This window comes from Agathobaculum sp. (assembly GCF_034098985.1).
Taxonomy (GTDB): domain Bacteria; phylum Bacillota; class Clostridia; order Oscillospirales; family Butyricicoccaceae; genus Agathobaculum.
Genome location: NZ_JAXEOA010000019.1, coordinates 160,265 through 172,259, shown reverse-complemented (window position 1 = coordinate 172,259; position 11,995 = coordinate 160,265). Strand labels below are relative to the sequence as shown.

The following is an 11,995-nucleotide window of genomic DNA, read 5'->3' as shown; positions in this document are numbered from 1 at the left end:
CTCCGTCCGCATGAATAAACTGGTCAACTGAAACGTCAAACATGGTAATGAGTTTAACAAAAAGGTCGAAGCTGGGATACTGACCTTTGTTCTCAATATTCATAATGGTGCGGGAGTCACGGTCTACTAATTCCGCAACATAGGCTTGTGTCCAGCCCTTTTCCTCTCTGGCTTTTTTCAGCGCCAACCCGAGGCCATGAAAGTCAAACCCTCTTTCATTCTGGTTCATTCTCATATCACCCTATATCATTCTACATTTCGCGTTGAATTATGAGAATGTAATGAAATTTTATGTGAAGTAGTATTTTATTTCACTAAATTGTCTTTTGTCCTGTTTGGTATTATAATCGTTTTATAGTTAAGAGATTAAAAGAAAGGAGGCCCCTCTATGGCAAATATTCTAATTGTTGAAGATGAAAAGAATATGCAGGATATTATTGCCGAGTATATGCAGCGAGGTGGTCACACCTGCTTCACGGCTGACGACGGCATAGATGCTTTGATGATCTTGAAAAGCAATCCTATGGACTTGATGATACTGGATGTGATGATGCCCCACCTTGACGGTTTTTCCGTCTGCAAGATGGCAAGGGAAATGAGCAACCTCCCTATTATCATGCTGACCGCGAAAAGTGAGGAAGAAGATAAACTGAAAGGCTATGAGCTGGGAGCCGATGACTATATTACCAAACCATTCAGTCCCAAAGTGTTGCTGGCAAAGGTGGGTGCTTTGCTGCGCCGTTCCTCTATCACGCCTGCCGATTCTGTGAACGCCGGAAAAATTACGATCATTCCCACATCTCATAAGATCTTTGTGGACGGACAGGAAATCAATTTGACCCACAAGGAATATGAACTGCTGCATTTCTTCATGGGGAATCCCGGCCAGATATTCAGCAGAGAGCAGTTGCTGAATCGGATTTGGGGCTACGACTTTGAGGGAACGACACGGACAGTAGATACCCATATCAAAACCCTGCGGCAGAAATTGGGTGATGAGGGTAAGCATATTGTTACTCTGATCCGTTCTGGCTACAAATTCGAGGTGAGCGTATGAAAATCAATGAAAGCATGAATATCTTTACCATACGAAAGAAGATCCTGCTGGCCTCCAAACTGATTGGCGTTGCCCTAATTGTTTCTTATATACTGTCCACCAAGCTGCCAGTGAATACAGATATTTCTTTTATCATCTGGCTGTCTTTTGTGGTGGTGCTGATCTGTGCCATTGACCTGCTTATGGCCCGCTTTATCACAAAGCCGGTTTCGGAACTGAATGAAGCTGCCCGGAACATGGCAGAGCTTAATTTTTCCCACCCCTGCCGTGTGAAAAGCCGTGATGAATTTGGAGAACTTGCGGAGAGCCTGAACACGATGGCTGAAAATCTGCAACAAGCGTTTTCTTCTTTGGAAGATGCCAACCAGAGATTAGAGCAGGATGTGGAGCAGAAAAAAAGGCTGCTTGCCGAGCGTAAAGAGCTGGTGGACAGCCTCTCCCATGAAATGAAAACTCCGCTGGGCGTGATCCGGGCCTATGCCGAAGGATTACAGGACGAAACAGACGAAGCAAAGCGGCAAAAGTATTCTGAGGTCATCATAACAGAAACAGAACGCATGAGCCGCTTGATCACTACATTGCTTGATTTGTCGGCGCTGGAAAATGGGGCTGCCCAGCTCCGCCTGGAGCGGTTTGACTTTGTAGACTTTTTGGAAACAGTGGCGGGGCGGCTGTTGATCGACACCCCGGACGCAGATTTTGTTTTGGAATACGAGTTGCCGGAGCATCCTGTCTATGTCAATACGGACAAAGGGCGGATGGAGCAGGTCTTGAATAATCTGATTGTCAATGCCAAACGAAATAACAGACCGGGCGGGATTTTGAGACTTTCCCTGCTTGAAAAAGACGGTTTTTTGGACTTCTCTATCTTCAATCAGGGGCCGCCTATCCCGGAAGAAAGCCTGTCAAAGATATGGTCGAAATTCTATCGTGATAAAAATTCCAAATACAGCGGTTCCGGGCTGGGCCTTGCCATTGTTGCACAGGTCTTGTCCATGCAGCACCTACACTATGGCGCAGAAAATCAGCCGGGAGGCGTGACCTTTTATTTTTCCCTCCCCATAGTAAAATAACAAGTCCATATTCTCTCATAGGCTCTGGTTTCCAAATGGAGATCAGGGCCTTTTCTTCTGCCGGGAAGATTTCACACCAACTTCACAGCGACCTCACACCGACTTCAACGCATTTTCGTACCTTTATCCCACAAGGAGGGAATGACCCTCCAGACAAAGGAGGTAACGATTATGTTTTTAGGTATGGAATCGTACTGGTGGCTTTTGATTATTGTGGCGCTGGTAATCTGCATCCCGCTCAAGGTAAAGTTTATGAAATGGTGGAGCAAACGGGAACAGGAGAAGAAAAAGAACCAGACCGGAAAATGGGGGGATGAAGATGATCGAGGTTAAAAACCTGACCTTTTCCTACGGAAAGGATAAGCAGGCGTTACACGGCTTGAATTTCTCTGTGGCAGATGGAGAGATTTTCGGATTCCTGGGGCCGAATGGCTCCGGGAAGTCCACCACCCAAAAGATACTGACCGGCATCTTGAAAGGGCATGGCGGCGAGGTTTCCCTATTTGGAAAGGATTTGAGAACCGCACAGACACAGGAGTTTTTTCAGCAGATCGGCGTCCTGTTTGAATTTCCATATCTGTACGCCAATTTAAGCGCAGTGGACAATCTGAACTATTTTGCGTCCTTTTATCCCAAAGAACAACTGCGGGATGTGAAAGAACTACTGGAAGAACTGGAATTCAAGAAAGACTTTCTCAATAAGCCGGTGTCCTCCTACTCCAAAGGGATGAGGCAGCGTGTGAGTATGGCGAGAGCTTTGATAAGCAATCCGAAACTTTTATTTCTGGACGAACCCACCAGCGGCCTCGATCCCGCCGGTGCAGTGCTTTTTCGGAAAATCATCGAGGAAGAACGACAAAAAGGCACAACGGTATTTCTCACAACACACAATATGCTGGATGCTGACCTGCTCTGTGACCGCGTGGCGTTTATCACGAATGGAAATATCGTTGCGCTGGACACACCCCAAAATCTGAAAGAAAAAAACAGCAATCACCGCATTGTGGTTTCCTATCTTCATCAGGGTAAGCGAAAGAAGCAGACCATAGAAGCGCCTGAACTGAAAGCCGGTATTCCTTTTGCGTATGATGAAATCATCAGCATCCATTCACAGGAGCCGACACTGGAGGATGTCTTTATCCAGTACACGGGAAGGGGGCTGTCTTAATGTGGAAAAGCCTTTGTTCTCTGTTCAAAAAAGACTGCCGGATGATGATGTCCGGAAAATTCTTTCTGGTGGCGCTGGGTTCCCTTGTTTTATACACGCTGTTCATCAATTTCGGCTATGTGAAATTCATGGACGCCCGGCTCTACAATGTGTATCTGTATGATCCGGCTGGGACGCAGACAGAGGTTTCCTCCTTCGTTCGGCCCGTGTCTTCTTTAGAAGAACTGAATACTGCCCTTGCCAGTGATACGAACGGTGTCGGGATTGACGCCAGCGGCAAGACGCCTCATGTCCTGTTCTATGCGGCGACCGAAAAAGCAGACAGACACAGAGCAGACTATGCGCTGTCCCTGCTTTCCCCAGATGGAAATGATACAGCTAAAATCGTCGGCAGCAACAGCCCTGAAATGAAGCAGCGCCGGGAGATCACCTGTGAACTTCTCTTTATTGAGATTGTAGCTGTTGGATTTTTGGGGATTGCTTCGGTTCTGTTTAAGGAAAAGCAGATGGGAGTGATCCGCGTTCATGCCATTATGCCGCTGCATAAGAGCCTGTTTGTATGCTCCAAAATCATGCTCTTTCTGATTACCGATCTGGTTTTTGCGGCCTTAATGGTTCTGTTCAATGTGGGGCTGGGCGGGATGTCGGTTTTGCCTGCGGTGCTGGTGCAGACCGCTATCCTCTCCTTGATTATGGCACTGGCAGGCTTCGGCTGTACCATGCTTCTGCGGGACTTTAAGCAATTTTCACTGGCTTATCTGGTAATTGCGCTCTTTGCGGCTACGCCGGTATTTCTGGCAGCGAATACTTCTGTCAAGATGGCGTGGATTGACTATCACCCGTTTTACCATGTGTATATGGGCCTGAAAAACGCCTTTTTCGGTGTCCCGACTACAAGCCCGGCCTACTATGTCGGTGCGATAGGTGCAATCATTCTACTCTTTATCCTTGTAGAAGCTGCGTTCCGCAAGGAAATGGGAAAGGAGGGCTGACAATGAAAGGACTGATCTATCAACTGAAAAGTGTCCGAAAAGACAAGTTCTGTATCATGTCATTTCTCCTGCCTATCGTGGTCGCTGTGGCATTGAATTTTGTCGGCTCCATTGACCTTTCTTCATTGGGGGAATTTCATTTTGGAGTAACGGCAAAAGCCACCACTTCGGAAGTCAACATATGGCTGGAACGGTATGGTACTGTCACAGTTTATCCCACACAGGAAGAACTGATTGAGGCCATCAACGAACCGGCAACAAACCTGATCGGCGTGGAAATGGCTGACGGCAACATCCAGACGATCCTTTCCGGCGATGAACTGGATATGTTTCAGCAGACAGCCAACACGCTCCCGGCTCTTTACGAGCAGAGGGAATGGGCGGCACAGGCCAGTGTGCAGGTATTGGAGCGCCCGGATATGATGGCGGGCTATCAGAATATCTTTATTGCCATTACGCTGATTGTGGCAATGTTCATGGGCTGTACCTTTAATGCCATGAACATTATTTCTGAAAAAGAGGATGGCGTTGCGCTGATCAATGAAATCCTGCCTATGACGCACAGACAGTACATGATGCAGAAAATCTTTGTGGGTTTTGTATTCGGCTGCCTGTCCGCTATTCTTACAGCGGCAATCTGTTTCCGGCTCTCTTTCACAGGGGCGGCGGTCATGCTGGCATTGATCGTCCTTTCCGCATTTGTGTCGGCTCTGATCGGTTTGTTTGTGGGCAAACTCTCCGATGGCATGATGGTAGGCGTGGTTTATATTAAAATCGTAATGATCGTATTTATGGCGGTTCCGATCCTGAATTATCTGGTCGGTGCAGGAAACAAAGCCCTTTCCTACATTTGCTACCTGATCCCGTCCAGCGCCACCTTTGAGGGCATTATGGATTTGGCAAATGGAACTGCATCAACAGCGGTTAAGGACATCGTTATCCTTGCTCTCCATTGTGTTCTTTGGTTCTTGCTCTATCTGTTTGTATCTAAGCGGCAGAAAAAACGTATTTAACTGATTATAATGTAAGTTTTGGAATATCCAAAACTTTGAAAATTAAATATTTTTACCTACTTCAAAATAATATCGATTCTTTCATATCTAGCACATTGCATTGAAAAGCCGTGAGGATTCATTCTCTCACGGCTTTCATCAAAAACGAAATTTCACAGTTTTGTGAGATTTCAGCTTGTTATTTTGTCGAAATGGAGTATGTCCGTGACATTTCTGTGAGGATTGCCTGTTAAGATAAAAGAAAAGTGGAAAAGTTGCCGCACGATGGCAAAAGAAAAAAAGCCATCGTACAGCGACTATATTGTTATGCACTTTGTAACGGTGGCTTTGAAAAAATCAGAGCCGCCGTTTCCTTTCGTCTATCTAAAATGAACGACGACCCTACACCCTGCAATCTGGTACGGCGGCACATAGGAGGATGCCGCCATGCACAACAAATCCTTTCGGTATAAATCGACAGGAGCCATCTTGTCAAAAAAAGTCTGTTCTCCTTATCGGGATATTTGGACCTTGAAGATGAACAAACACATCATATAAATGCTTCTGTCAATTCCTTTACGCCTGTCCGCGTTTTGCGGATGGGCGTTTTTTGCCATTTATGTGGGCCTTCGTCACTTGACGGAGCCTTTCATAAAAATTTCTTTCCTTTCCAGGTTGCCAAAATTGCAAGTCTTGGATTACTGAGGCGAAAGGGAGGAAATCACCACCCCGCACCTGTGCGGCGCGAAGGGAGGTGAGAATATGAAAGACTCCTATGAGCAACGCATTCAAAATCAGTTTGGCGCCTTCTGCGTCAAGGTTTTGAAAAATGAGGCCCGGCATATCCAGCGTGACTATGCCAGCCTTCTGGACCAGGAAAAATCATTGGACGAGCTTACAGCCTCCGAGTTGGAGCAGACTGCCGTGTGGGACGATTACTTTATGGACGAGCATGTCTTTGAAGTATTGGGACTTCCGGTGGTCGTAACCGGCAATGTCCTGGCCGATGCGTTAGCGCAGTTGCCGGAGGGCAAGCGGGATGTGATCCTGCTGTCCTACTTCTTGGGTATGACGGATCGAGAAATCAGCGAAAAACTGCATATCGTTCATCAGACTGTATCCAAGCGGCGGCTCGTTACGCTGAAAGAATTGTACGAATATCTGGTAAAGGAGGGATTTGAATGGCCGGACAAGTGAAACCTATCCCGGTGCCTGTGATCCTGGCAGCCGTGAACGGTGACGAGGGTGCCCTTGCCGCCGTGGTCGCTCACTATCAGAAGTACATCCGGGCGCTTGCCACCAGACCGGTGAAGGATGAGTATGGCAACGAGTACCTGTATGTGGACGAAGATATGCGGCTCAGGCTGGAAACGAAGCTGATACATAGTATCGTGACGAGTTTCAAGGTGCTGCCGGTCTAAAGTTGTTCGGGGCAAGTTTCGCTCCCTTTCCTTGTTCCTGACAATCCGGTAGCGGAGTCCATGATCCTTGACAAAGAAAGCCTCCGGGCAGCATAAGGCAGACGGATACGATCTGTCTGTGTGGAGCCGGCCGGCCGGTGCGCCATGACCCTGTTGCAAGTCCGCAGGACGGGACCCCTACTAAACAGGCGAGCGACAAAACCAGGCCACGAAACAGGTATGGCAGCCTGTGGGCGAGGATACACAGGCAGGATAATGAGACTCCCGCGTTGAACGCCCTCAAAGCATTGCGCGGCGCACCCATCAGTATGGGCCGGGGTGAAATTCCCGTGGAGCTGCGGCCAGCAGCCGTCCGTTCTTTGCCTCTTTTATGGTTTTAATGTAATAAGCATGAAAGGGGCTTTATCATGCAGAAAAATCAATCTGAAAATAAATATGCCCCGCCTATGCGGAGCAAAAAGAAGATCGGCAACACGACCTTTATCGTCAATTCCTTTTTTCCTCAAAAGGGAAATCAGACGATTACCTCCAAACTGGAGAACCTGATAAAAGCCGATGTTCAGAAAGAAACTGTGACTTGAAAACCTCCTAACGGGCAGACAGAAAGAAGAAAGCGCGGTATAATGAAGTTGGACTTCAATATCGTGTTTGACTGCCAGATAGGAGGTATTTATGTATTATCAGTCAAACACCGCTGCCGCGCTTCAATTCCCTTACACAGCTATGAGTTTTGAAGAACTTACTGCTCTGTATTGCCGCTTATCCCGCGACGATGAATTGCAGGGCGACAGCAATAGCATTGTAAACCAGAAAAAAATCCTGGAAAAGTATGCCCGTGAGCATGGATATAACAATTTCAAATTCTATGTTGATGACGGCATCTCAGGTACGACCTTCAACCGCCCAGGCTTTCAGCAGATGATCGCAGATATTGAGGCAGGCCTTGTCAAGCGTGTTATCATCAAGGATATGTCGCGTTTCGGACGTGATTATCTGCAAGTGGGTATGTATACGGAGATCATGTTCCCCGAACATGATATTCACTTTATTGCGGTAAATGATGGTGTAGACAGTACCCAGGGCGACAACGAGTTTACGCCCTTCCGCAATATCATCAATGAATGGTACGCCAAAGACACCAGCAAAAAAATCCGTGCCGTTATGAAAGTGAAAGGCAATGCGGGGGAACATTTGACTACCATGCCTCCGTATGGATACATGAAATCGCCCGATGATAAAAAGCAATGGATAAAGGATGAAGAAGCGGCCCAGGTAGTTTATGAAATCGGTCTTTATGTCATGGACGGTTTTGGTCCCTCACAAATCGCAAGAAAGCTGACGGAAAGAAAAATCCTTACTCCGGCCGCTTACTACGAAAGTAAGGGAAGAACAACCAATGTCTCAAAGAAAGGTTCTCCTTATGCCTGGGATTCTTCTACGATTGCCGACATCATGGATCGCTGGCGTGAATATCTGGGACACACGGTTAATTTCAAAACCTACAAAAAATCCTACAAGAGCAAAAAGACCCTTCTCAATCCAGAAACCGAGTGGAAGATTTTTGAGAATACCCATGAAGCTATCTGGACGGAGGCGATTGCCGATGCAGTAAGACTCGCAAGGCAGACGCGGCGCCGCCCCACAAAGATGGGAGAAATGGGGATGTTCTCCGGCATGATGTTCTGTGCCGACTGCGGCTCCATCATGTATCAATGCAGGGCAACCAATTTCCGGCGCGATCAGGAATACTACCTGTGTTCTGGCTATCGGAAAAGCCGTGATATATGTGGGCAGACACATTCTATCCGAACTGTTATCCTGGAGGAATTGGTTCTGCAAAATCTGCGTGAGATTGTTTCCTTTGCATCACAGCGCAAAGACGATTTTGTGAAGATGGTCATGGATGCAGATATGCGCCAACGTAACCGAGGTTTGGCAAATCGGAAAAAAACATTGGCTGACGCTGAAAAGCGGATCGCAGAACTGGATAGCATTTTCAAGCGGCTCTATGAAGATACCATTTCGGGAAAACTTTCTGACGAGCGTTTTCAAAAGCTCTCTACCGACTATGAGAAAGAGCAGCATCAGCTTCAAGATGTAGCGGTTGCCCTCCGTGGTGAAATCGAGGCAGAGGAACGCAAAAGCGCAAATGTGGAGAGGTTTCTCTCCGTTGTAGAACGGTATACGGAAATTCCTGAATTGACTCCATGTATCTTGCATGAGTTCGTCGAGAAGATTGTTGTTCATGCTGCCAGCGATCCGAAGGGCAAGAACCGCACCCAGGAAATCGACATCTACTATAAAGGCATTGGAGCTCTGGAAGTATCCAAAGTCACTTCATCAAGGCAAGAATGAGAAAAACGGCATAGCCGAAGCTATACCGTTCTCTCTTGCCCCACGATGTTTTCTTATCGGGAGACGCCTTTCAGCCGCCCGGTCTTTTTGTCTTTTGCTTGCTTACATCGCGGCTTTCCCCGCCTCCGCGCCCGCTTCTCCAAAGCGGCGCTCATACTCTTCCCAAAGCTCCTCCCTAAAGTCGGGATGCGCAATGGCAATCAGCCGTTTGGCGCGTTCGCGCAGCGTCTGCCCGCGCAGGCAGGCGACTCCGTATTCGGTGACGATATATCCCACGTCGCAGCGGCTGGTGGTGACCGGCGCGCCCAGCGTCAGCATGGGTACAATTTTGGACACCTTGCCGTCGCTCGTGGTCGAATGGAGCGCGATGATCGAGCGTCCGCCCTTAGACAGGTTGGCGCCCCGCACAAAATCCATCTGCCCGCCGATGCCGGAAATCTGCCGCAGGCCGATCGCTTCCGCACATACCTGCCCCATCAGGTCGACCTCGACGCAGGAATTGACCGAAAGTACGTTGTCGTTCTGCGAAATCACCGCCGGGTTGTTGCACACGTCGACCGGCAGCATTTCAATGATCGGGTTGTTATCCACAAAATCGTATAATTTCCGTGTGCCCATCAGGAATGTAACGGTCACCTTACCGATGTCGCGCTGCTTGCGCTTGCCGTTGATCACGCCGGATTCCAGCAGCGGCAGTACGCCGTCCGAAATCATTTCGGTATGCAGGCCCAGATCCTTTTTATCCCCCAAGAACGAACAGACCGCGTCCGGCAGCGCGCCAATGCCCAGCTGCAGGCAGTCGCCGTCATGCACTAGTCCCGCGATGTGCTCGCCGATCTGGCGGTCGATCTCACTGATCTTTGCGGGCTTGGATTCCGGCAGCGGCTCCCATGAGCATAGAAACCCGTCAATCTCCGATACGTGCACAAAGCTCTCGCCATAGGTGCGCGGCATGTTGGGGTTCACCTCGGCGATCACCGTTCTTGCGGATTTCACCGCCTGCGCGCCATAATCGCAAGACAGGCCCAGCGATATGTAGCCGCGGTCATCCGGCGGCGAGCAGGTGAACGCGAATACATCCACGGGCAGCGTGCCATCGCGGAACATGCGCGGCACATCGGAAAAGAACGCCGGTGTATAATCCGCGCGGTTTTCCGCAATCGCCTTGCGGCATGGGCCGCCGACAAACAGGGCATTGTGCCGGAAATGCTCTTCCATACCGGGCTGCAGGTATTCCCCCGAGCCGAGATAGACCATGTGCGCGACCTCGACCCCGTGAAACTGCTCCGCCAGACGCGCCATCGTGCGCTGGAATACGATTGGCTCGCCCACCGCGTGGCCGAATACGACGCGGTCGCCGTCCCGGATGACCGAAACCGCCGCCTCGGGCGTCATCGTATGTTCTTTATAATAAGTTCTCCAGTCCATATTGTCGCTCCCTCGCTTGATTCCATCGCACTGTCACGCAATGGCTTACTTAATTCTTGCAATGTCTTTCGCGAGCTGTTTTTTCATCTCCAGATTCGACTGCCGCGCGATCATGATACGCTGCGCCTGCGGCGAGCCCGCGCCGTGCATGGACTCGGGCAGATAGCCGACGGCGGCGGTGCCCATCGTCATATTTTCGATCAGGCGAAGGACACGCATGCGGTCCTCGGTCGGGACAGAGGCAACGCCCTTGAGATATTTCTCAATGTAATCATGTGTCTTGGGATTGCGGTAATCCGCTTCGGACGGCTGGGTGACCATGATACCGCCCGCCAGATCCTGCGCGAGACGCGCGATCTCATATGGGAAGCGGGTGACATTCTGCTTGCAGACATTCGCCAGCAGCAGGTCGATCAAATAGTTGCCCGCCTTGGTCTTCGAGCCCTGCGACGAGCACGCGATGCCGCAGCAATACAGCGTTTCATTTAAATGCGTCATCTCGATGATCTTGTCCTTGACATGGCTCGCCTTGGCCGAGCCCGCCATATCGCCGGCCAGCGCGGTAGCGCCGATGAGCACGTCGCCCACGCCGACCTTGCAGCCGCCGTAAGACTGACGGTGATAGCCTGCAAACCGTTCGACCATCATGCCCGCAAACGCGGTTTCGCCGTTGAGGAAAATCATATCGTTCGGGATGAAAACGCGGTCAAAGATCACCAGCACTTCATGCCCGCCGTACACCTTGTTGCCCACGTCGATATCGTTATGCTCTTCCAGTTTGCGCGTGTCACACGACTGCCGGCCAAGAATCAGGGTGATACCGTCCGCGTCAGTCGGACAGGCAAAAGAGACGGCATAGTCCTCGTCACCCTCGCGCATTGATATGGTAGGCATGACGAGCACATAATGGCTGTTTAAGTAGCCGGTCTGATGGGCTTTCGCGCCGGTGACGTAAACGCCGTCCGCCGTCCGCTCGACCACATGCAGGAACAAATCCGGATCGTCCTGCTGAGAGGGTGATTTGGAGCGGTCGCCCTTGACGTCGGTCATCGCGCCGTCCACGCCCCAGTCCTTTTCCTGCACCTCGGACCAAAACCGCTTAAAGTTTTCATGATAGCTTGTACCGCACGCCTCGTCGGTTTCAAACGTCGTCGAATAGACCGCGTTCGCCGCGTCCAGCCCAACACAGCGCTGGAAGCAGGCGGCGGTCTTCTGCCCCAGCAGGCGCTGCATCTTGACCTTTTTAATCAGGTCGTCGGCAGACTGGTGCAGATGCGTAAAGCGGTTGATTTTCTTTCCCGTCAGGTTGGAGGTCGCGACCATCAGATCCTCATACTGCGGATCTTCGGCCAGTTCATAAGTGGCGGCAAAAGAATTGAGCGACGGGCGCACAACCGGATCGTCCACCACGTTTTCGATCTTTTCGCCAAAGCGGTATAGGTTCAAATGCAGGCTGCGAAGCGATTCGATATACTCTGTTTTTGTCATCATGATGGGTCAAGCTTCCTT

At 49.8% G+C, this 11,995-nt stretch carries 13 protein-coding genes; 10 read left to right on the top strand and 3 right to left on the bottom strand.

From position 1 onward, the window contains the following. The coding region (locus SO058_RS06915; RefSeq protein ID WP_442872235.1) for a helix-turn-helix transcriptional regulator at positions 1–229 on the bottom strand (229 nt) is incomplete at its 3' end. Between the two features lie 159 nt (positions 230–388). Between SO058_RS06915 and SO058_RS06910 the strand changes: the two genes are divergently transcribed. From SO058_RS06910 to SO058_RS06865, 10 genes are all read left to right on the top strand, one after another. Beyond that, positions 389–1,057, top strand: a complete 669-nt coding sequence (locus SO058_RS06910) for a response regulator transcription factor (RefSeq protein WP_320842255.1) — start codon at positions 389–391, stop codon at positions 1,055–1,057. Further along, positions 1,054–2,130 carry a sensor histidine kinase gene (locus SO058_RS06905; RefSeq protein ID WP_320842254.1) on the top strand — a complete coding sequence of 359 codons (1,077 nt, stop codon included), beginning with the start codon at positions 1,054–1,056 and terminating at the stop codon, positions 2,128–2,130. The genes SO058_RS06910 and SO058_RS06905 overlap by 4 nt, the downstream gene beginning before the upstream one ends. Before the next feature lie 171 nt (positions 2,131–2,301). Then, positions 2,302–2,463 carry a hypothetical protein gene (locus SO058_RS06900; RefSeq protein ID WP_320842253.1) on the top strand — a complete coding sequence of 54 codons (162 nt, stop codon included), beginning with the start codon at positions 2,302–2,304 and terminating at the stop codon, positions 2,461–2,463. Then, on the top strand, positions 2,450–3,298 hold the full coding sequence (locus tag SO058_RS06895; RefSeq protein WP_320842252.1) for an ABC transporter ATP-binding protein: 849 nt from the start codon (positions 2,450–2,452) through the stop codon (positions 3,296–3,298). Before SO058_RS06900 ends, SO058_RS06895 begins: the two co-directional genes overlap by 14 nt. Beyond that, positions 3,298–4,290 (top strand): ABC transporter permease, encoded by a 993-nt coding sequence (locus SO058_RS06890; RefSeq protein WP_320842251.1) that lies wholly within the window; start codon positions 3,298–3,300, stop codon positions 4,288–4,290. The genes SO058_RS06895 and SO058_RS06890 overlap by 1 nt, the downstream gene beginning before the upstream one ends. A gap of 2 nt (positions 4,291–4,292) precedes the next feature. Next, positions 4,293–5,303, top strand: a complete 1,011-nt coding sequence (locus tag SO058_RS06885) for an ABC transporter permease (RefSeq protein WP_320842250.1) — start codon at positions 4,293–4,295, stop codon at positions 5,301–5,303. Positions 5,304–6,044: 741 nt separating this feature from the next. After that, on the top strand, positions 6,045–6,479 hold the full coding sequence (locus tag SO058_RS06880) for a sigma-70 family RNA polymerase sigma factor (protein WP_276914140.1): 435 nt from the start codon (positions 6,045–6,047) through the stop codon (positions 6,477–6,479). Next, positions 6,464–6,703 (top strand): helix-turn-helix domain-containing protein, encoded by a 240-nt coding sequence (locus tag SO058_RS06875; RefSeq protein WP_276914138.1) that lies wholly within the window; start codon positions 6,464–6,466, stop codon positions 6,701–6,703. The genes SO058_RS06880 and SO058_RS06875 overlap by 16 nt, the downstream gene beginning before the upstream one ends. A gap of 407 nt (positions 6,704–7,110) precedes the next feature. Next, complete coding sequence (locus tag SO058_RS06870) at positions 7,111–7,284, top strand: transposon-encoded TnpW family protein (protein ID WP_276914137.1); 174 nt, start codon at positions 7,111–7,113, stop codon at positions 7,282–7,284. A 91-nt stretch (positions 7,285–7,375) separates the two neighbouring features. Continuing rightward, entirely contained in the window at positions 7,376–9,058 is a 1,683-nt protein-coding gene (locus SO058_RS06865; protein ID WP_320842249.1) for a recombinase family protein, read from the top strand. A gap of 102 nt (positions 9,059–9,160) precedes the next feature. Here SO058_RS06865 and SO058_RS06860 read toward each other — a convergent pair whose 3' ends face one another. Both SO058_RS06860 and SO058_RS06855 read right to left on the bottom strand, forming a co-directional pair. Beyond that, positions 9,161–10,486, bottom strand: a complete 1,326-nt coding sequence (locus tag SO058_RS06860) for an acetyl-CoA hydrolase/transferase family protein (protein WP_320842248.1) — start codon at positions 10,484–10,486, stop codon at positions 9,161–9,163. A 45-nt stretch (positions 10,487–10,531) separates the two neighbouring features. Further along, entirely contained in the window at positions 10,532–11,977 is a 1,446-nt protein-coding gene (locus SO058_RS06855; protein ID WP_320842247.1) for a 4-hydroxyphenylacetate 3-hydroxylase family protein, read from the bottom strand. Positions 11,978–11,995 lie beyond the last annotated feature (18 nt).